This window comes from Streptomyces longisporus (genome assembly GCF_039532765.1).
Taxonomy (GTDB): domain Bacteria; phylum Actinomycetota; class Actinomycetes; order Streptomycetales; family Streptomycetaceae; genus Streptomyces; species Streptomyces longisporus.
In genome coordinates this window covers 263,623-288,680 of sequence record NZ_BAAASG010000002.1, presented here as the reverse complement: position 1 = coordinate 288,680, position 25,058 = coordinate 263,623, and the positions used below count along the sequence as shown (strand labels likewise).

At 71.9% G+C, this 25,058-nt stretch carries 26 protein-coding genes and 1 pseudogene; 16 read left to right on the top strand and 11 right to left on the bottom strand.

The features are described 5' to 3' along the window. Positions 1–20: 20 nt before the first annotated feature. From ABD355_RS02870 to ABD355_RS02860, 3 genes are read left to right on the top strand one after another with little or no spacing between them, the layout of a single operon-like run. Positions 21–1,136, top strand: coding sequence for an NAD(P) transhydrogenase subunit alpha (locus ABD355_RS02870; RefSeq protein ID WP_344398412.1), 1,116 nt, complete (start codon positions 21–23; stop codon positions 1,134–1,136). Next, positions 1,133–1,453: an NAD(P) transhydrogenase subunit alpha part 2 gene (locus ABD355_RS02865; protein WP_344398411.1), complete on the top strand. Its 321-nt coding sequence runs from the start codon at positions 1,133–1,135 to the stop codon at positions 1,451–1,453. The genes ABD355_RS02870 and ABD355_RS02865 overlap by 4 nt, the downstream gene beginning before the upstream one ends. A 5-nt stretch (positions 1,454–1,458) precedes the next feature. Next, the gene (locus tag ABD355_RS02860) at positions 1,459–2,871 is read left to right on the top strand and encodes an NAD(P)(+) transhydrogenase (Re/Si-specific) subunit beta (protein WP_344399030.1); all 1,413 of its coding nucleotides are present in this window, start codon (positions 1,459–1,461) and stop codon (positions 2,869–2,871) included. Positions 2,872–3,255: 384 nt separating this feature from the next. On the opposite strand, the gene ABD355_RS02855 is transcribed toward ABD355_RS02860, so the two are convergent. The 5 genes from ABD355_RS02855 to ABD355_RS02835 are packed head-to-tail and all read right to left on the bottom strand — an operon-like array spanning position 3,256 to position 8,621. Then, positions 3,256–4,881 (bottom strand): NAD(P)-binding protein, encoded by a 1,626-nt coding sequence (locus ABD355_RS02855; RefSeq protein ID WP_344398410.1) that lies wholly within the window; start codon positions 4,879–4,881, stop codon positions 3,256–3,258. Then, positions 4,878–5,888, bottom strand: a complete 1,011-nt coding sequence (locus ABD355_RS02850) for a thiamine pyrophosphate-dependent enzyme (protein ID WP_344398409.1) — start codon at positions 5,886–5,888, stop codon at positions 4,878–4,880. The genes ABD355_RS02855 and ABD355_RS02850 overlap by 4 nt, the downstream gene beginning before the upstream one ends. Continuing rightward, positions 5,885–7,126 (bottom strand): pyruvate ferredoxin oxidoreductase, encoded by a 1,242-nt coding sequence (porA, locus tag ABD355_RS02845; protein ID WP_344398408.1) that lies wholly within the window; start codon positions 7,124–7,126, stop codon positions 5,885–5,887. Before porA ends, ABD355_RS02850 begins: the two co-directional genes overlap by 4 nt. After that, complete coding sequence (locus ABD355_RS02840) at positions 7,110–7,688, bottom strand: 2-oxoacid:acceptor oxidoreductase family protein (protein ID WP_344398407.1); 579 nt, start codon at positions 7,686–7,688, stop codon at positions 7,110–7,112. The genes porA and ABD355_RS02840 overlap by 17 nt, the downstream gene beginning before the upstream one ends. A gap of 42 nt (positions 7,689–7,730) precedes the next feature. Further along, complete coding sequence (locus ABD355_RS02835) at positions 7,731–8,621, bottom strand: universal stress protein (protein WP_344398406.1); 891 nt, start codon at positions 8,619–8,621, stop codon at positions 7,731–7,733. Between the two features lie 277 nt (positions 8,622–8,898). Here ABD355_RS02835 and ABD355_RS02830 point away from each other — a divergent pair, with 277 nt between their 5' ends. From ABD355_RS02830 to ABD355_RS02815, 4 genes and pseudogenes are all read left to right on the top strand, one after another. Next, the gene (locus tag ABD355_RS02830) at positions 8,899–9,618 is read left to right on the top strand and encodes a CBS domain-containing protein (protein ID WP_344398405.1); all 720 of its coding nucleotides are present in this window, start codon (positions 8,899–8,901) and stop codon (positions 9,616–9,618) included. A 148-nt stretch (positions 9,619–9,766) separates the two neighbouring features. After that, complete coding sequence (locus ABD355_RS02825; RefSeq protein WP_344398404.1) at positions 9,767–10,189, top strand: Hsp20/alpha crystallin family protein; 423 nt, start codon at positions 9,767–9,769, stop codon at positions 10,187–10,189. 176 nt (positions 10,190–10,365) lie between these two features. Beyond that, entirely contained in the window at positions 10,366–10,881 is a 516-nt protein-coding gene (locus tag ABD355_RS02820; RefSeq protein ID WP_344398403.1) for a hydrogenase maturation protease, read from the top strand. A 190-nt stretch (positions 10,882–11,071) separates the two neighbouring features. After that, positions 11,072–11,558: pseudogene (locus ABD355_RS02815) on the top strand (alcohol dehydrogenase catalytic domain-containing protein); the annotation flags it as partial. A gap of 88 nt (positions 11,559–11,646) precedes the next feature. On the opposite strand, the gene ABD355_RS02810 reads toward ABD355_RS02815, so the two are convergent. Both ABD355_RS02810 and ABD355_RS02805 read right to left on the bottom strand, forming a co-directional pair. Beyond that, entirely contained in the window at positions 11,647–12,009 is a 363-nt protein-coding gene (locus ABD355_RS02810; protein WP_344399029.1) for a winged helix-turn-helix transcriptional regulator, read from the bottom strand. A gap of 174 nt (positions 12,010–12,183) precedes the next feature. Beyond that, complete coding sequence (locus ABD355_RS02805; RefSeq protein ID WP_344398402.1) at positions 12,184–12,405, bottom strand: hypothetical protein; 222 nt, start codon at positions 12,403–12,405, stop codon at positions 12,184–12,186. A 237-nt stretch (positions 12,406–12,642) separates the two neighbouring features. Here ABD355_RS02805 and ABD355_RS02800 point away from each other — a divergent pair, with 237 nt between their 5' ends. The 6 genes from ABD355_RS02800 (at position 12,643) to ABD355_RS02775 (ending at position 19,095) form a co-directional block, all read left to right on the top strand. After that, positions 12,643–13,518 carry a universal stress protein gene (locus ABD355_RS02800; protein ID WP_344398401.1) on the top strand — a complete coding sequence of 292 codons (876 nt, stop codon included), beginning with the start codon at positions 12,643–12,645 and terminating at the stop codon, positions 13,516–13,518. A 118-nt stretch (positions 13,519–13,636) separates the two neighbouring features. Continuing rightward, on the top strand, positions 13,637–14,395 hold the full coding sequence (locus ABD355_RS02795) for an HAD family hydrolase (protein ID WP_344399028.1): 759 nt from the start codon (positions 13,637–13,639) through the stop codon (positions 14,393–14,395). Further along, positions 14,392–16,761 (top strand): glycoside hydrolase family 65 protein, encoded by a 2,370-nt coding sequence (locus ABD355_RS02790; protein WP_344398400.1) that lies wholly within the window; start codon positions 14,392–14,394, stop codon positions 16,759–16,761. Before ABD355_RS02795 ends, ABD355_RS02790 begins: the two co-directional genes overlap by 4 nt. Positions 16,762–16,886: 125 nt before the next feature. After that, on the top strand, positions 16,887–17,153 hold the full coding sequence (locus ABD355_RS02785) for an SHOCT domain-containing protein (protein WP_344398399.1): 267 nt from the start codon (positions 16,887–16,889) through the stop codon (positions 17,151–17,153). Between the two features lie 37 nt (positions 17,154–17,190). After that, on the top strand, positions 17,191–18,180 hold the full coding sequence (locus ABD355_RS02780; RefSeq protein ID WP_344398398.1) for an Acg family FMN-binding oxidoreductase: 990 nt from the start codon (positions 17,191–17,193) through the stop codon (positions 18,178–18,180). A gap of 123 nt (positions 18,181–18,303) precedes the next feature. Next, positions 18,304–19,095 carry a universal stress protein gene (locus ABD355_RS02775; RefSeq protein WP_344398397.1) on the top strand — a complete coding sequence of 264 codons (792 nt, stop codon included), beginning with the start codon at positions 18,304–18,306 and terminating at the stop codon, positions 19,093–19,095. On the opposite strand, the gene ABD355_RS02770 is transcribed toward ABD355_RS02775, so the two are convergent. After that, the gene (locus ABD355_RS02770) at positions 19,096–19,800 is read right to left on the bottom strand and encodes a response regulator (protein ID WP_344398396.1); all 705 of its coding nucleotides are present in this window, start codon (positions 19,798–19,800) and stop codon (positions 19,096–19,098) included. Between the two features lie 228 nt (positions 19,801–20,028). Here ABD355_RS02770 and ABD355_RS02765 point away from each other — a divergent pair, with 228 nt between their 5' ends. Then, complete coding sequence (locus ABD355_RS02765; RefSeq protein WP_344398395.1) at positions 20,029–20,616, top strand: Rv1733c family protein; 588 nt, start codon at positions 20,029–20,031, stop codon at positions 20,614–20,616. A gap of 34 nt (positions 20,617–20,650) precedes the next feature. Here the strand turns inward: ABD355_RS02765 and ABD355_RS02760 are convergent, their stop codons facing one another. Both ABD355_RS02760 and ABD355_RS02755 read right to left on the bottom strand, forming a co-directional pair. Then, complete coding sequence (locus tag ABD355_RS02760) at positions 20,651–21,337, bottom strand: CBS domain-containing protein (RefSeq protein WP_344398394.1); 687 nt, start codon at positions 21,335–21,337, stop codon at positions 20,651–20,653. A 23-nt stretch (positions 21,338–21,360) separates the two neighbouring features. Beyond that, positions 21,361–21,825, bottom strand: a complete 465-nt coding sequence (locus ABD355_RS02755) for a cyclic nucleotide-binding domain-containing protein (RefSeq protein ID WP_344398393.1) — start codon at positions 21,823–21,825, stop codon at positions 21,361–21,363. Between the two features lie 209 nt (positions 21,826–22,034). On the opposite strand from ABD355_RS02755, the gene ABD355_RS02750 reads away from it, so the two are divergent. Continuing rightward, complete coding sequence (locus ABD355_RS02750; protein ID WP_344398392.1) at positions 22,035–22,259, top strand: hypothetical protein; 225 nt, start codon at positions 22,035–22,037, stop codon at positions 22,257–22,259. A gap of 5 nt (positions 22,260–22,264) precedes the next feature. Here ABD355_RS02750 and ABD355_RS02745 read toward each other — a convergent pair whose 3' ends face one another. Continuing rightward, positions 22,265–23,959, bottom strand: coding sequence for a SulP family inorganic anion transporter (locus ABD355_RS02745; RefSeq protein ID WP_344398391.1), 1,695 nt, complete (start codon positions 23,957–23,959; stop codon positions 22,265–22,267). Positions 23,960–24,128: 169 nt separating this feature from the next. On the opposite strand from ABD355_RS02745, the gene ABD355_RS02740 reads away from it, so the two are divergent. Beyond that, the gene (locus ABD355_RS02740; protein WP_344399027.1) at positions 24,129–25,034 is read left to right on the top strand and encodes a universal stress protein; all 906 of its coding nucleotides are present in this window, start codon (positions 24,129–24,131) and stop codon (positions 25,032–25,034) included. Positions 25,035–25,058: the final 24 nt, after the last annotated feature.

Sequence of the window (25,058 nt, the reverse complement as noted above, 5' to 3'; positions counted from 1 at the left end):
ACAGGGAGAGGCAGCAGATCATGCCCACCGTCACCGTAGGCGCCGTACGGGAGCGGGCCCCCGGCGAACGCCGAGTCGCCCTCGTCCCCGAGGCGGTAACCCTCCTGGTCCGGGCCGGACTTGATGTCCTGATCGAGACCGGGGCAGGTTCCGGGGCCTGGTTCACCGACTCGGACTACACCGCCGCCGGCGCGACCGTCGTGCCGCCGCAGGAGCTGTACGCACGCGCGGACGCCGTCCTGTGCGTCGGCCCGCCGGACCAGGAGACCGCCGAGGCGCTGCACGCCGGGCAGACCCTGATCGGCCTGCTCGAACCGCTGCGCCACCCCGCACTGGCCGGAGAACTGGCCGAGCGCGGAGTGCGGACGGTGAGTCTCGACCTGCTGCCCCGCACCCTCAGCCGCGCCCAGTCCATGGACGCGCTGACCTCCCAGGCCAATGTCGCCGGCTACAAGGCGGCCGTGCTCGCGGCCGACTCCTATGACCGGTTCTTCCCGATGCTGACCACCGCGGCGGGCACCATGCGTCCCGCACAGGTCCTCGTCCTCGGTGCCGGAGTCGCCGGACTGCAGGCGATCGCCACCGCCCGCCGCCTCGGCGCCGTCGTCACGGCCTACGACGTACGCCCCGCAGCACGAGAGGAGGTGGAGTCGCTCGGCGCCCGATTCCTCGACATCCAGCACCAGCCAGGCACCGGATCGGGCGCCGGTCAGGGCGGCTACGCACGGGAGTTGACCGAAGAGGAGCAGCAGGCCCAGCGTGCGGCGCTGGACGCGCACATCGCCCGTACCGACATCGTGATCACCACGGCCCAGGTGCCGGGCCGCAAGCCGCCGTTGCTGGTCACCGCCGACGCCGTCGAGGCGATGAAGCCCGGTTCGGTGGTCGTCGACCTCGCCGCGAGCGAACTCGGCGGAAACGTCGAGGTCTCCGAACCCGACAAGACACAGGTCCTGGCGGGCGGCGTCACCGTCATCGGCGCCGGACGCCTGCCGTCCGCGATGGCGACCGCCGCGTCCACGGCCTACGCCCGCAACCTGGTCGCGCTCCTGCGCCACCTCGTGCACGACGGCGCACTGCTCTTCGACCCGGCCGACGAGATCACGGCCGCGCTCACGGGGGGAGCCCTGTCATGAACAGTCTCGATCTGCTCACCGCGATCACCGTCTTCGTGCTGAGCGTCCTGGTCGGCGTCGAGGTCATCAGCAAGGTCCCCGCGACCCTGCACACCCCCCTGATGTCCGGTTCCAACTCGGTGCACGGCATCGTCGTCATCGGCGCCATGCTGATCGCGGCCGAGTCGCACACCTGGCTCGGTTACGTCCTCGCCTTCGCAGCCATGGTGTTCGGCGCCATGAACGTGGTCGGCGGCTACGTCGTCACCGACCGGATGCTGGAGATGTTCAAGGCCAAGCCCGCACCGTCCGGCACTCATGAGAAGGCGGAGGTGTGAGCACCATGGACACCGTCTCCAACGCCGTCCACTACGTCTTCCTCGCCACGGCCGCCTGCTTCGTCCTCGGCCTGCACCTGATGAACCACCCGCGCACGGCCCGCCGCGGCAATACGATCTCCGCCGGGGCGATGGCCGTCGCGATCGCCGCCACGGTGTGGCTGGTGGCCCACGAAGGCACCATCAGCACGACCGGCTGGCTGGTGCTGGCCTCCGGTGGTCTCGTCGGTGCCGCGCTCGGCCTGTACGCCGCACGTGAGGTCAAGATGACCGCCATGCCCCAACTGGTCAGCCTCTTCAACGCGGTCGGCGGCGGCGCGGCCGCGCTCATCGCGGTCAACGACCTGCTCCAGGCCGACCACCCGACCGCGCTCGGGGCTCGGGTATCCCTGCCGGGCGCCCTGGACATCGTCATCGGCGCGGTCACGTTCTCCGGATCGCTGATCGCCGCCGGCAAGCTCCAAGGCGTCGTCTCCGGGGCGCCGGTGGTCTTCCCGGGAGCACGGCTGCTGAACGTGGTGCTGCCGGCCTCCTTCGTCGCCGGCACCGTCTGGCTGGTCCTGTCGCCGGACTCCCGTACCGCTCTGTACGGGCTGGTCGCCGTCGCCCTGCTGTTCGGCGTGACGATGGTGCTGCCGATCGGCGGTGCGGACATGCCGGTCGTGATCGCCCTGCTGAACGCGTTCACGGGATCCGCGGTCGCCATGGCGGGCTTCGTCCTGAACGAGACAGCGCTGATCATCGCCGGCATGCTGGTCAGCTCCTCCGGCGGCATCCTCACCAAGCTGATGGCCGACGCCATGAACCGGTCGATCGCGGGCATCGTGGTCGGCGGCTTCGGCACCGGCGACAGCGCCCCGGTCGCCGTCGGCGCAGCTCCCGCCCAGGTGCGGTCGGTCTCCGCGGACGACGTGGCGATCCAGCTGGCGTACGCGAGCAAGGTCATCTTCGTCCCCGGCTACGGCCTCGCGGCGGCCCAGGCCCAGCACGAACTCGGCGACCTCGCCAAGCTGCTCACCGACCACGGTGTCGACGTCAGTTACGCCGTCCACCCGGTCGCGGGGCGCATGCCCGGACACATGAACGTGCTCCTGGCCGAGGCCAACGTCCCCTACACCCAGCTGAAGGAGATGGACGAGGTCAACCCCGAGTTCCCGCAGGCGGACGTCGCCCTCGTCATCGGCGCCAACGACGTCACCAACCCGATCGCCCGCCGTCCCGGCAACGCCATCTCGGGCATGCCGATCCTCGACGTGGACAGGGCCAAGAGCGTCGTGGTCATCAAACGCTCGATGGGCCACGGCTACGCCGGCATCGACAACGAGCTCTACACCGACCCGAAGACGGGGATGTTCTTCACCGACGCGAAGAAGGGACTGGCCGAACTCAAGTCGGCAGTGGGCGAGTTCGTCGGCTGACCCACGACCCGCGCGCCGGGGCCGCCCTAAGGGCGGTCCCGGCGGCATGCCCGGTCACGGTGCTTGCAGCAGCGGGAGACGGCCTGGATCTGCTCCCGCTCCTCAAGCGGCCGGCATCCAGCGTCCGCCGACCGTGCTCGGCGTCTTGGTCGATGCGCACCGTGACGAACAGTGGTGACCTTCGCTCACGAGCCGGGGAACCTGCAGTCCGTCCCGTCTCCCAGCCGAACCTGACCAGGTCGTCGAGGCGCACGGCGTCGGGACGCGCCCGGATGGTGGTGCCCCGCACATGGGTGCCGTCCTCGGCTCACAACCGCTCGACGGCCGTACGGCGTGCTTCGGCGTCCGGTTCCGTCTACTGCCCCGCGTAGCGGTGGGCCCGGCTCACTCCTCCGGAACCATGTCGATCGCCCCGCACGGGCACTCGGCCGCGCACAGACCGCACCCCTTGCAGTAGTCGAGGTCGATGGTGAACCCCTTGCCCGGCCCCAGCTTGGTGATCGCGTTGTCCGGGCAGACGCCGTAGCAGTTGTCGCACTCGAAGCAGTTGCCGCAGGACATGCAGCGCCGGGCCTCGAACAGCGCGGTGGACTCGTCGAGCCCCTGCACCACCTCGTCGAACGTCGAGACGCGGCGGGCCAGTTCGAGCGTCGGCCGTACCGAGGCCGGGGCGTCGGAGTAGTACCAGGTGTTGAGCCGGTCGGCCGACGCGAGGCCGTGCTTGGGGCCGGGTTCGTACGCCGTGCCGCGCAGATAGGCGTCGATGTGGCGGGCCGCCTTCTTGCCGTGCCCGACGGCCACCGTGACCGTGCGCTCGGCGGGCACCATGTCGCCGCCCGCGAAGATGCCCTCGCGTCCGGTCATCAGCCCGACGGCGACCTGTACCAGGCCGTGGTCCACGGTCAGCTCCGGTACGTCCCGCAGCAGGGACAGGTCCGAGTCCTGGCCGAGCGCCAGCACCACACTGTCCGCCTCCAGCTCCTCGAACTCGCCGGTGGGCTGCGGGAATCCGGTCTCGTCGAGCTCCATCCGCTCGATGGTCAGCCGCCCCTCGTCGGCGTGCTTGATGGTCGAGAGCCACTTCATCCGCACGCCCTCCTCCAGCGCCTCCTCGACCTCCACGTCGTGCGCGGGCATACGGTCCCGGGTGCGCCGGTAGACCACGACCGCGTCGGTCGCACCGAGCCTGCGGGCGGTGCGGGCCGCGTCCATGGCCGTGTTGCCGCCGCCGTAGACCGCGACCCTGCGGCCCAGCAGCGGCCGGTCCTCGCCCTCCATGCTGCCCAGCAGCGTCACCGCGTCGAGGATGCGGGCGCTGTCACCGGCCGGGATGTAGGCACGCTTGCCGATGCCCGCGCCCACCGCGAGGAACACCGCGTCGAAGCCGCCGTCCCGCTGCGCGGCGAGCACGTCGTCGACCTTCGTGCCCAGCTGCAGTCCGACGCCCAGCGCCGTGATCCGGTCGATCTCGGCGTCCAGCACGTCGCGCGGCAGCCGGTAGCGCGGGATGCCGTAGCGCATCATCCCGCCGGGCTGCTCCTGCGCCTCTCGGATCGTCACCTCGTGGCCGAGCATCCTCAGGTGGTACGCGGCCGACAGCCCGGCCGGGCCGGAGCCGACGACCAGGACGCGCTTGCCCGAGGTCTTCTCAGGCACGGGCACCCTCCAGCCCCGCCTGATCGCCTCGTCGCCCAGGAACCGCTCGATCGAGTTGATGCCGACCGCGTTGTCGACCTGGACCCGGTTGCAGGCGGTCTCGCACGGGTGATAGCAGACGCGGCCCATCACGGCGGGCAGCGGATTGTCCCGCATCAGCTGCCGCCACGCGGACTCGTAGTCGCCGCTCTCCGCGTGGAACAGCCACTGCTGGATGTTCTCCCCGGCCGGGCAGGCCTGGTTGCACGGCGGCATCCGGTCGACGTAGACGGGACGTTCGGTGCGCCAGGCACCGGTGTGGTTCGCCCGGCTGGAGCCGACATCGAGAGTGATCGCGAACGGTTTGTCCTTCACGACGACGCCTCCTCATGGGCCAGTAGCCCGAAGCGGGCGATGTTGCGGTCGGCGGTCCGCTGCAGGCGGCCGATGACGTCCGTGCGCAGCTCCGGCCGGAAGAGGTGCGCGTAGCGCTTCTGCGGGCGCAGGTACTCCTCCACCGGCAGGCGCCGCCGGATCGGTGTGACGTCGGTGACCTCGCCGTCGAGCGCCTCGAACACCGGGAACAGCCCGGTCTGTTCGGCCAGCCGGGCGATGCGCACCGTGTCGTGGGACGCCGTGCCCCAGCCCAGCGGGCAGGGCACCAGCACATGCAGATAGCGGGCGCCGCGCATCCCCATCGCCCGGTGCACCTTGGCCTCCAGGTCGCGCAGACCCGCCACGGTGGCCGTGGCGACGTACGGGATCTCGTGCGCCATCGCGATCAGCGGCAGGTTCTTGCCCTGCCCGAAGGGGGCCCCGGGCTCCTCGCCCACCGCCTGGGTGGTGGCGGTGCGCGCGGTCGGGGGAGTGGCCCCGGAGCGCTGCACGCCGGTGTTCATGTACGCCTCGTTGTCATAACAGACGTACAGCACGTCGTCATTGCGCTCGAACATGCCGGACAGGCAGCCGAGGCCGATGTCGACGGTGCCGCCGTCGCCGCCCTGCCCGACCACACGGATGTCGGTGCGGCCCTTGGCGCGCAGTGCGGCGGCGACGCCCGCGGCGACCGCGGGCGCGTTGCCGAACAGCGAGTGCAGCCAGGGCAGTTGCCACGAGGTCTCCGGATACGGCGTCGAGAACACCTCCAGGCAGCCCGTCGCGTTCACCGCGATCACCTTGCCGCCGGCCGCCCGCTGGGCCGAGTCCAGGATGTAACGGGCGCCGAGCGCCTCGCCGCAGCCCTGGCAGGCACGGTGGCCGCAGGTCAGCGCGTTGGCACGGCCCGGATCGGCCTGGTCGGACTGCAGCTCGGGCCCCAGCAGCCGGTTCCCGGCCGCGAAGCTGCCCACCTGGTAGAACCTGACCTGCGGTGCGGCACTCATCGGTTGCTCCCCACATCACGCAGGATGTTCTCCGCGGACGGACCGGACCGCCTGGTCTGGGCCATCCGCGCCAACTCCCGCTCCACCAGCTCGGTGTCGAGGTCCAGGAACGTCAGCTCTCCGAGCCGGCCCGCGATCGCGTCGTCGAAGAGCCGGTGCAGGGATTCCTTGGTGACCGCCCGTCCGCCGAGCCCGGCGACCACCGTGTGCCCGTCGAGCAGGATCCCGGACAGCGCGGTGCGCACGTTCGCCGACACGATCCCGCCGACCCCGACCGCGAACGCCCGCTCCAGCACGAGCACCTGGCGTGCCCTGCCGAGCACGGTCCGCACCGCGTTGAGCGGGAAGGGCCGGAACGACGTGATGGCCAGCGCCCCGATCCGTACCCCGCGTGCACGCATCTCGTCGACGACGTCGCACACCGTTCCGAACACCGAGCCCAGGGCCACGACGATCGTGTCGGCGTCCTCGCAGGCGTAGGGGTGGACCAGGCCGCCGCTGGAGCGCCCGAAGACCTGCCGGAACTCGTCGGCCACCCGGGGGATCGCCTCCAGCGCCTGCATCTGCTTGGCGTGCGCCAGATAGCGCACCTCGGTGAAGGCGTCCGGGCCGACCATCGCACCGATCGACACCGGCTCGTCCGGGTCCAGGACCTGGCGTGGCTCGTACGGCGGCAGGAACGCGTCGACCTGTGTCTGCTCCGGCACCTCGATGCGCTCCCAGGCGTGGGTGAGCACGAAGCCGTCCATGCACACCATCACGGGCAGCGACAGCTCCTCGGCCAGGCGGAACGCCTGCGGATGCAGGTCGGCGGCCTCCTGGTTGTCGCGCGCGTACAGCTGGATCCAGCCGGAGTCGCGCTGCGACATGGTGTCGCTGTGGTCGTTCCAGATGTTGATGGGTGCGCCGATGGCCCGGTTGGCGACCGTCATCACGATCGGCAGACCGAGCCCGGAGGCGTTGTAGAGGGCCTCCACCATGTACAGCAGGCCCTGGCTCGCGGTCGCCGTATACGTGCGGGCGCCCGCGGCCGAGGCTCCGATGCACATGGACATCGCGGCGAACTCCGACTCCACGTTGACGTACTCGCACGGTTTCAGCGCACCGGACTTCACCAGGCGGCTGAGCTCCTCGACGATGTGCGTCTGCGGCGAGATCGGATATGCGGCGATCACTTCGGGCCGGCAGCAGGCGACGGTCTCGGCGACCGCACGCGACCCCTCAGTCTGCTTGAGCATGCGCCCGCTCCTCCCGCTGGGTCTTTTGTACGTGGTCGTACGCCTCCCGGGCCGCGGCTGCGTTGGCCTTGCCCAGCTCCCCGGGGAAACGTTCGCGGACGGCGGCGCCGAGCGACTCGATCCTCACGCAGCCGGTGAGCGCGGCGAGGCCGCCGAGCAGGACGGCGTTCGGCACCGGTCGGCCGAAGTGGCGCACGGCGAGTGCGGTGGCCGGGACGGTGAGGGCATGGCCGGCAAGCTCGCCGAGACCCAACTCGTCGGCGGGCCGCGGTGAGTTGATCAGCACGGCGCCGCCGGTCCGCAGCCCTTCGAAGACGTTCACCTGGTGCAGCAGCGTGGGATCCTGGACCACCAGCGCATCGGGCCGCATGACGGGCTCGCGCACCCGGATCGGCCGGTCGTCGATCCGGCAGAACGCCACGACCGGCGCCCCCGTCCGCTCCGATCCGAAGCTCGGGAACGCCTGCGCGTGACGGTCCTCCTTGAACGCCGCCACCGACAACAACTCGGCGGCCGTGACGGCTCCCTGGCCGCCACGGCCGTGGATGCGAACCTGGAACACGGCACCTTCCCTTCCACCCGGATCCTCGTGTCTTCGGGCGAGTCAGTCGTGCGGGACGATCACGACCGGGCAGCGCACGTGGTGCATCACCGCGTGCGCGACCGGCCCGGTGTGCGAGCCCAGCCTCGCCGGGCGGTTCCTGCGGCCGACGACCAGCAGCCCGGCGTCCTGCGTGGCGTGCAGCAGCTGCTGGGCCGGGCGGCCGTTCTCCACCAGCGTCCGGACCTTCACCGTCGGGTACTTCTCCCGCCACGGCTGGAGCGCGGCGTCCACTGCGGTTTCGGCGGCCTGCTGTGCCGCGGCGCTCATCGTGGCCGCCGCGGCGGGCGGGGCGTACGGCACGTGCCAGGTGTGCAGCACCTGCAGCCGTGCGGAACGCAGGGCCGCGCTCTCGAAGGCGAACGCGAGCAGTTCCTCGCACGGGTGCGCGATGTCCACACCGACCACGACGTCGCGATACGGCGTGCGCAGCGACGGCCGGCCCTCCGCGTCCGGCAGGTGGTCGTCCTCCGCGGTCCGGTCGGCCCGTACGAGCACCACGGGCCGCGCCACGCGGGCCACCGTCGCGAGCGCCACCGAACCGGCCATGAAGCCGCCGAATCCGCTGAACGCCCGGCTGCCCAGGACCAGCAGCTCGGCCTCGGCGCCCGCCTCCACGAGCGCGTCCGCCGCGGGCCGGGCGATCTGCTCGGCGCTGAGATACACCTGCGGGTGACGCTCATTGAGCTGGTCCATGGCTCCGCGCAGGATCCGCCGCGCCCAATACCGCGGCGCCTCCAGCTCGGGCAACTGCGACGTGTCGGACTCCAGTCCCTCCCACGCGTGCACCAGCCGCAGTGGCAGGCCGCGCCGCAATGCCTCCCCGGCCGCCCACTCGGCGGCGGCAAGGCTCTCACGCGAACCGTCCAGGCCTACGACAACAGGGCGAAGCACGGCGTCCACCTCCCCTGATCGGCGGCCGCCCGGCTCCGGGCGGCCCTCTGCACCACCAGCGTCTCCGGGAAGCCGCCTGCCCTGGCAGGGGCTGCGTGGCCTGCGGAACGGGCCGAACGGCCCTTGGACGCGTTGCTCGGGCCGAGCAGCACAAACAGAGCCCACCGGAACCCGGTACTGGGCCACTCGGCCCATGTCGACGGCGGGCGGGTGCCCGACGCTGAAGGTGTCGTGCGACCCGAGCAGGTCGCGGGCCGCGAGCACAAGGGAGAACGCCATGCACGGCACTCCGCACATCGTCAGCGATGTGATGACCCGCACCGTCGTCGCCCTCGGCCGCGGAGCGACGTTCAAGGAGATCGTGAAGACCATGCAGCAGTGGAAGGTCAGCGCCATGCCCGTGGTGGAGGGCGAGGGCCGGGTGATCGGTGTCGTCTCCGAGGCCGATCTGCTGCCCAAGGAGGAGTTCCGCGACGGCGACCCGGACCGCTACACCCAACTGCGGCGGCTGGCCGACCTGGTCAAGGCCGGCGCCGTGACCGCCGAGGAACTGATGAGCGCACCGGCCGTCACCGTGCAGGCACACGCCTCGCTCGCACAGGCCGCCCGGATCATGGCGCTCCACAAGGTGAAACGGCTCCCGGTCGTCGACGACGAAGACATGCTGCGGGGCATCGTCAGCAGGGCCGACCTGCTGAAGGTCTTCCTGCGCAGCGACCAGGACATCGCCGGGGAGGTGCGGCGCGACGTCGTCGACCACCTGTTCCCTGCCGAGGCCGAATCGATCCGGGTCGAGGTGCGCGAAGGCGTCGTGAGGCTCACCGGAAGGACCGGCGACACCGCCCTGGTGCCCATCGCCGCACGGCTGGTGCGGGCCGTCGAGGGCGTCGTGGACGTGGACTGCGCGCTGCTGGGACCGCGCCGGCGTCCGGATCTCGACCCGGATCTGCCGGACGCCGAGACGACCGCGCCGCCATCGGGAGTCGGTGGCGCGTGATGGGGCGGCGCCCCAACCGGCGGGTGCCGGGGGGACGTTGGGGCGCCAGGGCCGACCGGGCCCGGTACGGGTCCGGTCGGCCCACGCGCATCCCGCCCCGGCGCGAGACGCTCGAAGTGGCGAAGAAGAGGAAAGACGAGGAGGGGACATGACCGGCATGATCGAACGGCTGCCGGGCTGGCCGACCCTGCCCGACCTGTTCGGCTGGGTCGAGACCGGTTTCCCCGGGGCGCACACGGTCCCAGGGCTGCACGGCATCCGCATCGAAGAACACCTGGCGGACGAGACGTACGTGCTGCGGGCGGAGCTCCCGGGCATCGACCCCGCCAAGGATGTCGAAATCACCGTCGCGGAAGGCGTTCTGACCCTGCGGGCCGAGCGCAGTGAGGAGACGACACAGAAGCACCGCACGGAGTTCCGCTACGGCACCTTCGCCCGCTCCGTCCGGCTGCCGGCCGGAGCCAAGGGCGACGAGGCCACTGCCGAGTACAAGGACGGCGTCCTGACCGTCACCATCCCGGTGCCCGAGACCAAGACGGGCACGAAGACCATCCCGGTGCGGCAAGGCTGAGTGCGGGCGGGCGCTCGCCCGCACCCGCGGTGCGCGGCCGGTACGCCGGCCGCGCACACGTCTGCCCGGGCCGGGCGGCCGGGCCGGGCGGACCGTTTCCGAGGTCCTTCGGCCCAGCGACCGGAATACCGGGCTCCGGCAAGGGTGGAGACAGACGCAGTGCAGGGAGAAGAACCATGACTGTCTCCACTCGTATCGCGATCATCGCCATCGGCGATCCGGACCGGCACGACGACGGTGTGCCCCGAGCGGTGCTCTCCCGGTTGCGGGAGCGGGCCGCCGAACGGCCACTGCCCCCGGGCACCCGGCTCGCCGAATGCGACCCGGACCCGGCACGGCTGATCCGGCTGTGGGAGAACGCGGAGCTGGCCGTCGTGCTGGAGCCCGCCCACGCCCGCCCGAGCCACCCCGGCCGCATCTACCGCCTCGAACTGGACACCGCGGCGCTGTGGCGGGCCGGCACGATGCGCTCGCACGGCCTGGGCGAAGCCGTCGACGTGGGCAGGGCGCTCGGGTGGCTGCCCGCCCGCCTGGTGGCATACGCCGTGGACGGAGCGGACACCTCGCTCGGCCAGGGACTTTCCGAACCCGTCGCAGCAACGGTCGGGCACCTCGTGACCTGCGTCGAGGCGGAGATCACCCGTCATCGGGCTGCGGTCGCACAGGACTTGACCCACCGGTCCCGGCCATGAAGGACGGGAAGGGCCCTGTCCACTTCTCGCGGATCCTGATCGCGCGGTGCGCGGCCGTCGGCCGCTTCTCCGCGCCATTGCCGGGTCCTTCCCGTCACCTCCAGCACAACACGAGGACACCGGACACGCCAGGGCCACTCGGCCCCGAATCACGGACTCGGAGCGGCCCGGCAAGAGGGTGAGGCCGGACATGAAGGGGTACGTGTCCCACGGCCGAGGGCAGGCGGCCCGGGAAGAGGTCGCCGACCCGGGCACGGATCTGCACATCCTCAAGGGCGATGTGCCCGAGGTGCCCCGGGCGCGGTGCTGGGCGCGAGGCGGTCGGTGAGATCGTCGAGGTCGGCGGCGACGTGCGGACCGTCCGGCCCCGGGGACCGGGTCCTGATCTCCTGCATCAGTGCCTGCGGGCGCTGCCGCTACTGTCGCGAGACCACGTACGGACAGTGCCGGGGCGGCGGAGGCTGGATCCTCCGCCACCGGATCAACGGCACCCAGGCCGAGTACGTCCCGGTCCCTTAAGCAGTCCTCTCCTTACATCCGCTGCCGAGCGCGGTGGACGAAGCTCGGCGCCGGAGCAGCTGATCGCCGACCTCACCGACGGGCTCGGTGCCGACGTGGTCATCGAGGCGGTCGGCGCGCCCGAGAGCTTCCAGCTGTGCACGCGCATGGCAACGCCCACGGACAACAGGCCCGCTTTACCAGCTCTTCATAGGTGAGGGTGCAGTGCCGAGAATGCAGAGCTGTCGGACGGTTGCACGTGCGTCGTCAGGAGGTGCGAGCCTCGTGGTTCTCACGGTTTGCGAGGACCTCGGCCATGTGTGTCTGCGCCCAGTTTCTGAGCCCGCGCGTCATGTGGTGGAGCGAGAGGCCGAGGTCGGTCAGCTCGTAGGTGACGGTGACGGGGACGGTTGGCGTCGCGGTACGTGTGAGCAGGCCGTCGCGTTCCAGGGACCGGAGCGTCTGGGTCAGCATCTTCTCGCTGACCCCGGCCAGAAGACGAGAGATCTCGGAGTAACGCATCGCCTTCGGAGCGTCCGAGTGTGCTGCACCCGGGGGTCCAGGGTTGTTGTCGCCGCCCAGCGCACACAGGATCAGGACGACCCACTTGTCCGGGATTCGGTCGAGCAGCTGCCGGGCTGCGACCGCCGGAGCGGCCGGCGGACTTCGAGGTGGGTTCCGTGCCGAGCCCCACTCCGGGTGGCCCGCTCATGCAGGTCACCGAAGGCTGCGAGTTCCTTGTCGATGGCATGACGCAAGCCCCGGCCGGAGCAGCCGCCCGGCCGGGGCGGGGCCGTTCATGGCTCATGTGCGGTAGTGCCGGTGGTGATCGGCATTGCCCATGAAGTGCTTTTCGATGATCGTCTCGCCTTCACCGGGCCGACCGACCGCCCCCGGCGTGTTCATGAAGACGATCAGGCCCAGGATGCCGGCCGCCAGCAGGACGAAGCCGACGACGAACGAGCTGTACCCGAAGATCAGGCACGCGCCCAGTACGGCCGCACCGATCAGGATGAGAGGGACCATGACTGCCTTCCTTCGGTCGGCGGTGCACTGCGGCCCGGACCCGGAGGAACGGTCCGGTCACTCTCAGTGTCCTTGTGCAGCGGGGCCCGCCCCAGAGGCTGTGCGGGCACGGACCTGGGCCGAGCGGCCCCGCACGGGGGCCGAACCACCCCTGCTGAGGCCGGGCTGCCGGTGTCACGGTGGAAGTGGAGCTCTGCCCTGAGCTGCCGCACAGACCGACGAAAGGCGGTGGGGACGATGGAGCTGCCCCTGGTCGTGGGCGTCGACGGATCCGACGGCAGCCTCGCCGCGGTCGACTGGGCCGTGGACGAAGCGGCCCGGCACGGCCTGCCGTTGCGCCTGGTGTACGCCTCGCTGTGGGAACGCTACGAAGGCACCGTGCCGTCCAACAGTCTTGAACGTCCGTCCGAGCAGGTGATGGCGGAGCACGTCGTCGCCTCCGCGGCGGAGCGCGCCGGGCGGCGCAACCCCGACGTGAAGGTCACCACCGAGGTGCTCCCCGAAGAAGCGGCCGCCGCGCTCCTGCGTGAGGGCAACAACGCCTCCGTACTGGTGACCGGCTCGCGCGGGCGCGGCGAGCTGGCGGGCCTGCTGCTCGGCTCGGTCGGACTGGCCGTGGCCGCCCGCGCCCACGGTCCGGTGATCGTCGTCCGCGGCGACAAAGCCGGCCTCGCGGGCACCCACGAGCGGATCCTGCTCGGCGCGGGGGAGCCCGCGACCGGCGGCGAGGCCGTGCGGTTCGCCTTCCGCGAGGCCGAGGCACGCGGATGCCCCCTCGACGTCGTGCGCACCTGGCGCTGCCCCGCCCGTGAGAGTGCCGACCACCCCCGGCTGGCGCAGGACCCCGCGCACCGCCACGAGGAGCAGGCGTCCGCGCTGCTCGACGCCCTGCTGGCAGACGCGATCGCCGACCACCCGAGCGTCCTGGTGCACCGCGTCACCGTCGAGGGACCGGCCCGCAAGGTGCTGCTGCACCGCTCGGCCGCCGCCGACCTCGTGATCGTCGGAGCGCAGCGCCGCACCGGCCACAGCGGCCTCCAACTCGGCCGGGTGGCCCACACCTTGCTGCACCACGCCGACTGCCCGGTCGCGGTCGTGCCCCAGCAGGTGTGACGTGCGCCGCCCCCTTGGTGAGGCCCCGGGCGACACCGCGCCCCTTAAGGGGCGCGGGGAACTGCGCGACCAACCCCCACCGGCCCGCGCCCGCGGCGGAGCCGCACATCGATACGGCCTGAACGCCCTTGCAACGGAGCGCCCCGCACCGGTGCTGCGGGACGTACGGGCCGTCGTCTTCGACACCGACGGCGTCATCACCGACTCTGCCCGGGTGCACGCCGCCGCCTGGAAGACGGCCTTCGACGCCTTCCTGCGCGCCCACCCGCCCCGGGATCCGGGGCTGCGCCACCCCTTCGACGTACGCGACGACTACCTGCGCCATGTGGACGGCAAGTCCCGACTCGACGGCGCCGCGGCCTTCCTCCGTTCACGCGGCCTCGACCCGTCGCAGGAGACCGTGCGAGCCGTCGCCGCGGACAAGGAGCGCCTGTTCACCGAGCGGCTGCGCGCGCACGGCGTCGACGCGTACCCCGGAACGGTACGGCTGGTGCAGGCCCTCCGCCGGGCCGGGATACCCCGGGCCGCGGCCTCCGCGTCCCGCCACGCCGGTGAGCTGCTCGACCGGGCCGGGGTACTCGACCTCTTCGACGTGCTCGTGGACGGCGGCGAGGCGGCCCGACTGGGGCTGCCCGGCAAACCACGGCCGGAACTCTTCCTCGAAGCGGCCCGCCGCCTCGGCGTCCCCGCAGCACGCACCGCCGTCGTGGAGGACGCCCTGGCGGGCGTCGAGGCGGGCCGCCGGGGCGCATTCGCCCTGGTGATCGGCGTGGACCGCACGGACGGCCCGGACACCGGGCAGCGGCTGCTGCGGCACGGCGCCGACATCGTCGTGTCCGACCTCGCCGAACTGGTCGTACAAGGAGAGCCGAAGTGACGGGCCGGACCTGGGAGTACGAGGGCTACGAGCCCGCCGACGAGCGCCTGAGGGAGGCGCTGTGCACCCTGGGCAACGGCTACTTCGCCACCCGGGGAGCGCTGCCCGAGTGCGCCGCCGACGAGGTGCACTATCCAGGCACGTATGTGGCGGGCTGCTACAACCGGCTCACCTCCGAGGTGGCGGGCCGCCGGGTCGAGAACGAGGACATGGTCAACCTGCCGAACTGGCTGCCGTTGCGCTTCCGCCTCCCCGGCGGACGGTGGCTCACGCCCGACACCGCGACCGTCCTCGAACACCACGAGACCCTGCATCTGTCCTCGGGGCTGCTGGAGCGTCGGACGACGTACCACCTCGGCGAGGAGCGGGCGTTGACGGTGCGTCAGCAACGGTTGGTGCACATGGGCGACCCCCATCTGGCCGCATTGCACACGGAGTTCAGGGCGGAAGGTTGGGCCGGTCGGCTCGATGTCGAGGCCGCCCTCGACGGCGGCGTCACCAACAGCGGTGTGCCCCGCTACCGGGACCTCGACGGCCGCCACCTCACCCATGTGCACACCGGAACCGCGGCCCCGGACACCGTGTGGCTGCGCTGCCGCACCCGCACGTCGGACATCCGTGTCGGCATGGCGGCCCGCCTGACCGCCGACACACCCGCCACGATCAGCCACCGAGGTCCGCGCGCCGTCCAGCGGTTGGGCCTGGACCTGGCCACCGGGCACACCGCCGTCGTCGACAAGACGGTCGCCCTGCACACGTCACGCGACCCGGCGATCAGCGACCCGCTCTTCGCCGCCGTCGACCGGGTGAACCGGGCGCCCGGCTTCGACGAGCTCCTCGAATCCCATCTGACGGCCTGGGACCAGCTCTGGCGCCGCGCGGACCTCGACGTCGACGGGGAGGCGGGCCGCATCCTGCGGCTGCACCTCTTCCACGTCCTGCAGACGCTCTCCCCGCACACCGCCGACCTCGACGTCGGCGTACCCGCCCGCGGACTGCACGGCGAGGCCTACCGCGGACATGTCTTCTGGGACGAACTGTTCGTCCTGCCCTACCTCAACCTGCACTTCCCCGAGGTCTCCCGCGCCCTGCTCCGCTACCGCCACCGCCGCCTCGGACAGGCCTGCACCGCTGCCCGATCGGCGGGCCGCAGGGGTGCGCTGTATCCCTGGCAGAGCGGGAGCGACGGGCGCGAGGAGACCCAGCAGCTGCATCTCAACCCCCGTTCGGGACGCTGGCTGCCCGACCACTCCCGGCTCCAGCACCACGTCGGCTCGGCCATCGCATACAACGTATGGCAGTACTGCGAGGCCAGCGGGGACGCCGAGTTCCGCAACACCAAAGGCGCCGAGATGCTGCTGCAGATCGCCCGATTCTGGGCCGACTCGGCCGTCTATGACGAAAGGCTCGGACGCCATCGCATCAAGGGCGTGGTCGGCCCCGACGAGTATCACGACGCCTACCCCGGCGCCTCGGAGCCCGGCCTCCACGACAACGCCTACACGAACGTCACCGCCGCCTGGGTGCTCACGCGCACGCTCGAACTGATGCAGTCGCTGCCCGAGCCACGGCGGCGCGAACTCGTCGAACGCACCGGGCTCGACGGCGGCGAACTCGAACAGTGGCAGGACGTCTCCCGCACCCTTCACGTGCCCTTCCACGACGGCGTCATCAGCCAGTTCGAAGGCTACGGCGACCTCGCCGAACTCGACTGGGACGGCTACCGCGAGCGCTACGGCGACATCCGGCGACTGGACCGGATCCTGGAGGCGGAGGGCGACACCGTCAACCGCTACCGGGCCTCCAAGCAGGCGGACGTCCTGATGCTCGGCTATCTCTTCGCACCGGCCGAACTGCAGGGCCTGTTCCGCCGGCTGGGGCTGCGCCTCGACGAGGACCTGTGGCGGCGCACCGTCGACCACTACCTGCAGCGCACCAGCCACGGCTCCACGCTCAGCGGGCTGGTCCACGGCTGGGTCCTGGCCCGGGCCCGGCGGGCGGAGGCGTGGAAGTTCTGCCAGGAAGCCCTCCGGGGCGATGTCGCCGACGTCCAGGGCGGCACCACCGGTGAGGGGATCCACCTGGGCGCCATGGCCGGCACCCTCGACCTCGTCCAGCGCGGACTGACCGGCCTGGAGACCAGGGGCGGCGCGCTGTGGCTCGACCCGGTGCCGCTGCCCGAGCTGTCCTCGTACGGGTTCGCGCTGCGCTACCACGAGCACTGGGGGGTACGGCTGAGGCTGGAGCGCGGTCTGCTGGAGATCGCGGTGCCGTCGTCCGACGGTACGCCCATCGACATACGGCTGCCGGACCGGGCGGTCTGCCTGCAGCCGGGGGAGACCGGCCGACTGCTGCTCGGGGACTGAGGGCGAACGGGTCCGGGCTTGGGCCGGATGGTCCCGTATCGACACCGGGCGGCCCATACCCGCTGGTCGTGCGGGGTGTGAGGGTGGTCGTGAGAAGGAGTCCGAGACAGAGGAAGCGGTCCGCGATGTACTGGAACGGTCACGACATGAACGGATGGGGCTGGTTCACGATGTCGATCGGCACGGTCCTGCTGTGGGCCCTGCTCATCACCGTGGCCGTACTGCTCTACCGCACCCTGAACCGGGCCCCGGAGCCCCCGCGCACCCCTCCCGCCGCCTCGGCCGAGCAATTGCTCGCCGAGCGATTCGCCCGGGGTGAGATCGACGAGGAGCAGTACCGCCGAAGCCTGGCCGTGCTGCGCGGGGACGGCCCCACCCTCGCCAAACACTGACCGAACCGCCCCGCCCGTCCGAGGGGAGGTGCGCCCCATGTCGGCGCGACCACTCGACACGAGGAACATCACGAGCCTGGTGGCCGCCGCCACGGCCGCGCCCTCCCTGCACAACGCGCAGCCGTGGCGATTCCGCCATCACACCAGGGTCGGCACGGTCGAACTGCGTGCCGACTTCGAGCGCGCCATGCCGCACACCGACCCGAACAACCGCGGCCTGCATATCGGCTGCGGAGCGGCCCTGTTCAACCTCCGTGTCGCCGCCGCCGACAGCGGCCTGCACGTCGATGTGCATCTGCTGCCCGATCCCGCCGACCGGGAGCTGCTCGCCGTCGTGCATCTCAACGACAGCGACCGGCCCGACCGTGACCTGGCGACACTGTTCCCGGCGATCGCCCGCCGGCACACCAGCCGCCATCCCTTCCAGGACAGGCCGATCCCGGCCGCAGTCCGGGACGCCCTGCGCGACGCCGCCTTCAGGGAGGGCGCCCAGCTGGCCTTCCCCGACGCCTGGCACGTGGAGTCACTGCTGGAGCACGTCCGCGACGTCGAGGGACGAGACAGCCTGCACCCCGAGCGCCTCGAGGACATACAGAGGTGGACCCGCATCGGGGCGGAGAGCGCCGGCCCGGCTGTGGACGGCATTCCCGAGGGGGCCTTCGGGCCGCGCAAGCAGGGCGGCCGCGCTCCGGTCCGTGACTTCGCCGGCCGTAGCGCCGTGCCCGGCCGCCCGGCGGCCGTCTTCGAGACCGCGCCGCACCTCGCCCTGCTGGGCACCCGCAACGACCACCCCGACGACTGGCTGCGCGCGGGACAGGCGCTCGAACGAGTCCTCCTGCTGGCCACGCTCGACGGCCTGGCCACCTCCCTCACCTCCCACGCACTGGAGCAGGCGGACCTGCGGGAGCTGGCCCGCGATCCACGCTCGGCCATGGGCTTCGTGCACATGGTGCTGCGCCTCGGCTACGGGCCCGCGGGGACGGGGGCGCCCCGCCGCCCCGTGGACGAGGTGCTGGAGATCGGCTGAGCGTACGGCCGGCCCGTGAGAGGGCCGGTCGGCGCGTGCCCCTGGGCCCGTCGGCCCAGTGCGGCCAAGGCCTGGCAGGCGAAGCCTGAGAACCGTGAAAACCGCAGACGAGGGAGGGGCACCATGAACGGTCCGGTCGTGGTGGGAGTGGACGGTTCGCCGTCGGGTCTGGCGGCCGTGGAAGCCGCGGCGTGGGAGGCCGACCGGCGCGGAGTGGGCCTTGAGCTGGCACACGCCCTGACCTGGTCAAAGGAGCTGGTGCCGGCCGGTGTGGCGCCCTGGGATCCGGACGGCGGCGGGCTGCGGGACCGGGTGAACGAGGCACTGGCCGATGCCGAGTGGCGGGCCCGGCGTGTGGCGCCCGACCTGGCGATCACGCGTGAAGTCCTCGTCGGCGAGCCGGTCACGGTGCTCGGGTCCGCGTCGCGCGCCGCATCGCTCACCGTGGTGGGGAGCCGCCCCGCGCACGGCATGCGCGGCCGCCTGCACGGCTCGGTCGCCGGTCGTCTGCCGGCCCGTGCGGGCTGCCCGGTGCTGGTGGTGTGCGGCAGGCAGAGCCGGAGCGGTCCCGTCGTCCTGGCGCAGGACGAGTCACCGGGGGCCCACGAAGCCGCCGAGTTCGCCTTCGCGGAGGCATCGGAGCGCGGTGCGGACCTGGTGGTCCTGCACAGGACGGCGGCCGTCCGCGCCCTGTCCGGGCTGCGCGAGCGGTATCCGGACGTCGCCGTGCGCACACGCCCGGTCCGGAGCAGCCGGCACCGCTCCCTGGTCGAGGCGAGCGTCGGCGCGCAGCTCGTCGTGGTCGGCGTACGACGGCGCAACGGCAGTGCGACCGCGCTGTCCGGCCCCGGCGGCCGGGCGATCCTGCGCCACGCACACTGCCCCGTCGCTCTGGTCCCGTCCGGGAAGGTGTGATCAGTGCGGGGGGCGGTCGCCCATCTCCTGCTGCTGGTCCAGGTGCGTGGCCAGGACCGCGGCCTGCACGCGGCGTTGCACACCGAGCTTGGCCAGCAGCCGGGAGATGTGGTTCTTGACGGTCTTCTCCGACAGATAGAGCTGCTTGCCGATCTCACGGTTGGTGAGTCCGTCCCCGATCAGCGCCAGGATCTCCCGCTCGCGCGGCGACAGACCCGCCAACTCGGGTGCCACCGAGGGTGTTTCGGCGGGTTCGGTGCGCAGGGAGCGCATCAGCCGGGCGGTGGTTGCCGGGTCCAGCATGGACTGGCCGGAGGCGACGGTACGGACCGCCGAGATCAGGTCGGAGCCCTTGATCTGCTTGAGGACATAGCCGGAGGCGCCGGCCATGATGGCGTCGAGGAGCGCGTCCTCGTCGTCGAACGAGGTGAGCATCAGCACGGCGAGCTCGGGCATACGGCTGCGCAGGTCCCGGCAGACGGAGATGCCGTCGCCGTCGGGCAGTCGGACGTCCAGGACGGCGACATGGGGGCGCACGGCGGGTGCGCGGACGAGGGCGTGCTCGACGTTCTCGGCATCTCCGACGACGCTGATGTCGGGTTCGGCGTCCAGCAGGTCGGCCAGCCCGCGTCGGACGACCTCGTGGTCGTCGAGCAGGAAGACGCGGATCGGGTCCTGCGCCGTGAAGGTACGTGCCTCGGTCATGTCGACCCCTCGTTCCCCGGATGTATGACGTACCGGCGGCGGACCGCACGTCACGACGATCATCACCCGTGGGGACCGGACGCACTAGGGCCGACCGGCCCCACTCGTCGCCGCACCACCCGGTCCGCTGCACCGTGCGAAAGGCCTGCTGCCCCTCCCGCCGACGGCGATCTGGTGAGACCTTTTAGGTGTGTGCGTCCTCATTGCACCCGTAAGGGGGTGTGACCGATGCGAAAGGTCAGACGCGCGAAGGTCCTGGGGTGGCGCTGGCGGAGCAACCCGTTGCGGCGGCGCAGCGATGTGCTGGAGGCGTGGATCGTGCTGGCCGCCTGGGCGGCCGCGACGGCCGGAGCGGTTGCCGCCGGGATGGTCGGGGCGCAGGCCGCGCAGCGCGTGGTGAACGAGGACCGGGCGGGCCGTCGCCCCGTGTCGGCGGTGGTCGTGAAGACCGTGGCCGGAAGCGGGCGGGACGTCGTCACCGGTGTGCGGTACGACCGGGTGCTGGCGACGGTGCGCTGGAGCGACGGGAAGGGAACGGCCCACACGGGCACGGTGGACGTGAAGCCCCCGGCGAAGCCGGGCGGCGAAGTCCGGGCCTGGACGGACGCACACGGCCGCCTGGTGTCGGCACCCGTGAACGCCGGCGAGGCGGCGACACGTGTCGTACTGGCCGGCACCGGAGTCGGGCTGGCGACGGGGCTGACCGTGCTCGGCGGCGGGCAGCTGGTGCGGCTGCGCGTCCAGCGGCGGGCCACCGAGCGGTGGGGAGCCGAATGGGAGCGGGTCGGACGGGAATGGGGGCACACGACAGGCTGAGACGACTGGCCGGCAACCGCGATGACGACGCCGGTCAGATCGCAGACCGATCCTGTGCGTCGTGGTCGTTGTGTCCGTCGTGTCCGTCGAGTGCGAACTCCACGTCCACGACGCCCTCGACCGCCCGGACCAGGCGAGCGGCCACCGGCACGAGGGACGTGTCGCGGACCCGGCCGCCGAGCGTCACGACGCCGTCGCGGACCTCGACGCGTACCGCCGAGGCCGGTGCCGGGAGCAGGTACGAGACGATTTCCCGCCGTACCTCCTCGGCGATGTCCTCGTCGTCCCGCAGGAACACCTTGAGCAGGTCCGCCCGGCTGACGATGCCCTCCAGCCTCCCGCCGTCGTCGACCACCGGCAGACGCTTGACCCGGGCGCGGGCCATCTCCCGCGCGGCCTGCGCGAGCGTGGTGCCCGCCCGGACGGTGAGGGCCGGTGAGGTCATCAGCTCGCCGGCGGTGACCGAGCCGGCCTTCGCGAGATCGGACAGCCGCCGCAACTGCGTGTAGCGGTCGGGATCGCTGTCGCGGAACTCCTCCTTGGGCAGCAGATCGGCCTCGGACACGACCCCCACGACCCGGCCCCCGCCGTCCACCACGGGCACCGCACTGACCTTCCGGTCCTGCATGGTCCGCACGATGTCCTTGAAGGCGGCCTCGCGGCCGACTGCAGCGACGTTGCGGGTCATCACGTCACTCACGATGTGCGGGGATGCGTACACGACGCCTCCTTGATCGCTCGGGTTCAGCGGAGCGTCCCGCTGCCGTACGGGGCATAGAGGTCCAGCAGCCGTACCCGGGCCGCCTGCAGCCGGTGGGCCACGACCTCGCCCACCCAGCGGGCGACGGTCCGTCCGAACGCGGGATCCTCCTGGCAGATCGTCCGCACGGTCGTGGCGTCGAACTCGTAGGCCCGCAGCGGCGAAGACGCCTCGGCGCCGAGGTGCCAGATGTACGGGGCGAACAGCCAGGACCAGCCGACCAGTTCGTTGTGCCCGAGGGACTCGATGACGGCGGCCCGGCGGCCGGGCACGCGCATGTCGAGATCGACCGTGCCGGTGCGGATGATCCAGAACCGGTCGGCGTGACCGCCCTCCTCGAAGAGGCGGGTGCCCTCGGGGAACGACACCTCCCGGGCGATCCGCATCAGCCGTTGCCGGTGCTCGGCAGGCAGCGCCCGCGGCATGCTCGTGGTGACGGGAGCGTTCATGGCGTGCCTCCACTCAGGCGTACGGACTACCACTCCCAGCGTGTGCGCCCGGTTCGGCACGGGCCAGGGGCCACCCGGCCCCACGATCGGGCCGACCGGCGGTGCGCCCCACCCCAGTGGCACCCTGTGCCATCCGCCCGCCCGCGGTTCGATGGTGGTGAGAGAGCCACCCCACAGTGCAGAACGACAGAGCGGAAAGGGGGAACACCATGGGTACGAGCCTGACTCCGGAGTTCTGGCGGCAGTCCGCCGTTCTCCTGGTGATCGCCATGGCCGTCACCTTCGTGCTCAGCGCGGCACTCGATGCGCTGGTCCTGCGGGCGCAACAGCGCCGTGCCGCACGGGGGCCGTCGGACACAGGGACGTCCGCACCGACCGGGACGACCGGGACGACGACGCGCCGCCCCGTCGTGCGCACACCCGTGAAGAACTGACCGGCCTACCCCTCGCGGCACCACGTCCGATACGCCGCCACGGCGGTCGGCAGGGTGGGAAAGATCAGGTCCCTGCCCACTGCTTCGGCCAGCCCGTACGCCTCCAGGTCGTCCAGCAGGTCCTGCTTGACCCGGGCGAGGGCGAACACGATGCCACGGCGGGTGAGTTCGCGGCGCACCTCGTCGACCGCGTCCAGGGCGGTGATGTCCACCTCCACGTTCGCCTCGGTGTTGAGGACGAACCAGCGGACCGGGGTGGTCTGTTCGTCCACCGCGGCCAGCGCCCGGCGGTGGAAGTCCTGCGCGTTGGCGAAGAAGAGCGGTGAGTCGTAGCGGTAGACGAGCAGGCCCGGGACGGTCCGGGCCTGCGGGTAGTCGTCCACGTCGTGCATGCCGGCCACGCCCGGCACCAGCCCCTCGACGGCGTCGTGCGGGCGCGCCACGCGGCTCAGCAGCTCCGCCACGGACAGCCCGACGGCGACGATCACGCCGTAGAGGATGTCCAGGGTCAGCACCCCGGCCAGGCAGCCGAGGGCCAGCAGCAGTTCACGCCGCCGGAAGGACGCCAGCCGGCGAAAGCCCGCCACGTCGATCATGCGGACGGCGGCGTACACCACGATCGCGCCCAGCACGGCCGACGGCGTGTGGGTCAGCAGCGGGCTGAGGAACAGCAGTACGGCGACCACCACCAGACCAGCCACCAGTGAGTACGCCTGGCTCCGCGCCCCGGTCGAGGAGGCGAGCGCGGTGCGGCTGGCGCTGCTGCTCACCGGAAAGCCGTGCAGACAGGCGGCACCGAGGTTGGCCGCGCCGAGGGCCAGGAACTCCTGGTTGGCATCCAGCTCCGAGCCGTCGTCGTCAGGACCGGTGAAGCCGCGGGCGGTGAGGACGAAGTCCGTGTAGGCGACCAGGAGGACACCGAGGGCCGGCAGCACCAGGTGCGGCACTTGCGTCAGGTCCGGAAGGGCGAAGTCGGGCAGGCCCGCCGGGACCGCGCCGATCACCTTGATGCCGTGCCGGCCGTCCAGGTCGAAGACGGCCACGGACGCGGTGCCCAGCGCCAGGACCAGTAGCGGTCCGGGTGCCAGGGGGAGCCATCGCCGGACCGCGAACAGGAGCACGATCGTGACGGCGGAGAACAACACCGTGGCGGGTTGGGCTCGGCCGAGGTGGCGGATGAAGGACCACAGCTGCGGGAAGAACGTCGAGCCTGTCGTCGGCACCCGGGTCAGCTTGGTCAGCTGGTCCACGACCATGATCAGGGCGACGCCCGCCAGATAGCCGATCAGGACCGGGCGGGAGAGCAGGTCGGCGACGAAGCCCAGGCGCAGCACCCTCGCGGCCAGGCAGAGCAGGCCGACCGTGGCCGCCAGCGCGGTGGCCAGCGTGGCGTAGCGGCCCGGGTCGGCACCGGCCAGGGGAGCCACCACGGTGGCCGTCATCAGCGCCGCCGTCGTCTCGGGACCCACCGACAGCAGCCGTGACGTGCCCAGCAGGGCGTACAACGCGAACGAGGGCAGGATCGCCCACAGCCCCGTGACCGGTGGCAGTCCGGCCACGCTTGCGTACGCCATCACCTGCGGCACGAGATAGGCGGCCACCGTCACCCCGGCCAGCAGGTCGCCGCGCAGCCACGCCCGCCGGTAGCCGAGCAGCATGGCGAGCCCCGGCAGCAACCGCCCTGCGGATCTTCGCACCATGGCCCGCCCTTCGCCGTCCGGCCCCAGGATCCAACGGCCGCACGCACCGCCGCAGCACTCTCCCCGCGATGGGGCCGGTCGGCCCCCGCTCAGGACCAGCGGCCCCTGCACCGCACCCCCTCTGGGAGCCGACGCTGGGAACGGATCAAACCGGGAGGTGGAGATCATGATGCCCCGTACCGTCACCGTGGGCCTGGACGGGTCGCCCGAGAGTCACGCCGCCGCCGAATGGGCCGCCCGCGAGGCGGACCTGCGCGGCCTGCCATTGAAGCTGGTGCACGTCTGGGAGGCCGCACCCGACCCGATCGCGCAGGCACCGCTGCTCGAAGCCGAGACGCTCCAGCACTGGACCGAGCGCGTTCCTCGCGAGGCCGCCGAAGGACTGCGGCTGCGTCACCCCGGCGTCGAGGTGATCACCGAGCACTTCACGGGACGGCCCGCCGAGATCCTGGCCGCCCAGGCGAAGGAGGCCGAACTGCTCGTCATGGGTTCCCGGGGCCTGAGCGGGATCGGCGGCTTCCTGATCGGCTCGGTCGGCTACGAGGTCGTCGCGCACGCCGACCGTCCGGTGGTCCTGGTCCGCGCCGGGGAACAGGCCGCGGACGAGCACACGCCGGACCCGGTGGGCATCCCTTCCACCGCGGCCCCCTACCTGCCCGTGCTGCTCGGCCTGGACACGGACTCCCCCGACGAGGCACCGATCGAGTTCGCTCTCGACGAGGCCGTCCGCCGGTCCACCTCCCTGCGGGTCGTCCATGGCTGGAACCCGTCGCCGTACATCGCCTACGGCGTCCCCGCGGACTACGAACTCCACCGGTCGCTGGCCCGGCAGCACGCCGACGCCCTGACGGACGTCATGCGCCCGTGGCGGCAGAAGTTCCCGGACATCTCCATCACCGAGGAGTCCCGTTACGGCAGCCCGGCGAGTCTCCTGGTCGACGCCTCCGGCGATGCCTCCCTGGTCGTCGTCGGCCGGCGCCACCGGCACGGCCCTCTGCGTCCCCACATCGGCCCCGTCACGCACGCGGTCCTGCACCACGCCACCGCCCCCGTCGCCGTCGTGGCCCACGACTGACGCACCCCCGCTGACAGGAGCTCA

Coding starts and splice junctions, on each gene's coding strand:
- ABD355_RS02740 (WP_344399027.1), top strand. CDS start 24,129: ATGCCCCGTACCGTCACCGTGGGCCTGGACGGGTCGCCCGAGAGTCAC.
- ABD355_RS02805 (WP_344398402.1), bottom strand. CDS start 12,405: ATGGTCCCTCTCATCCTGATCGGTGCGGCCGTACTGGGCGCGTGCCTG.
- ABD355_RS02850 (WP_344398409.1), bottom strand. CDS start 5,888: ATGAGTGCCGCACCGCAGGTCAGGTTCTACCAGGTGGGCAGCTTCGCG.
- ABD355_RS02780 (WP_344398398.1), top strand. CDS start 17,191: ATGTCGGCGCGACCACTCGACACGAGGAACATCACGAGCCTGGTGGCC.
- ABD355_RS02750 (WP_344398392.1), top strand. CDS start 22,035: ATGGGTACGAGCCTGACTCCGGAGTTCTGGCGGCAGTCCGCCGTTCTC.
- ABD355_RS02770 (WP_344398396.1), bottom strand. CDS start 19,800: ATGACCGAGGCACGTACCTTCACGGCGCAGGACCCGATCCGCGTCTTC.
- ABD355_RS02860 (WP_344399030.1), top strand. CDS start 1,459: ATGGACACCGTCTCCAACGCCGTCCACTACGTCTTCCTCGCCACGGCC.
- porA (WP_344398408.1), bottom strand. CDS start 7,126: ATGCTCAAGCAGACTGAGGGGTCGCGTGCGGTCGCCGAGACCGTCGCC.
- ABD355_RS02800 (WP_344398401.1), top strand. CDS start 12,643: ATGGAGCTGCCCCTGGTCGTGGGCGTCGACGGATCCGACGGCAGCCTC.
- ABD355_RS02745 (WP_344398391.1), bottom strand. CDS start 23,959: ATGGTGCGAAGATCCGCAGGGCGGTTGCTGCCGGGGCTCGCCATGCTG.
- ABD355_RS02755 (WP_344398393.1), bottom strand. CDS start 21,825: ATGAACGCTCCCGTCACCACGAGCATGCCGCGGGCGCTGCCTGCCGAG.
- ABD355_RS02865 (WP_344398411.1), top strand. CDS start 1,133: ATGAACAGTCTCGATCTGCTCACCGCGATCACCGTCTTCGTGCTGAGC.
- ABD355_RS02785 (WP_344398399.1), top strand. CDS start 16,887: ATGTACTGGAACGGTCACGACATGAACGGATGGGGCTGGTTCACGATG.
- ABD355_RS02765 (WP_344398395.1), top strand. CDS start 20,029: ATGCGAAAGGTCAGACGCGCGAAGGTCCTGGGGTGGCGCTGGCGGAGC.
- ABD355_RS02825 (WP_344398404.1), top strand. CDS start 9,767: ATGACCGGCATGATCGAACGGCTGCCGGGCTGGCCGACCCTGCCCGAC.
- ABD355_RS02870 (WP_344398412.1), top strand. CDS start 21: ATGCCCACCGTCACCGTAGGCGCCGTACGGGAGCGGGCCCCCGGCGAA.
- ABD355_RS02775 (WP_344398397.1), top strand. CDS start 18,304: ATGAACGGTCCGGTCGTGGTGGGAGTGGACGGTTCGCCGTCGGGTCTG.
- ABD355_RS02820 (WP_344398403.1), top strand. CDS start 10,366: ATGACTGTCTCCACTCGTATCGCGATCATCGCCATCGGCGATCCGGAC.
- ABD355_RS02830 (WP_344398405.1), top strand. CDS start 8,899: ATGCACGGCACTCCGCACATCGTCAGCGATGTGATGACCCGCACCGTC.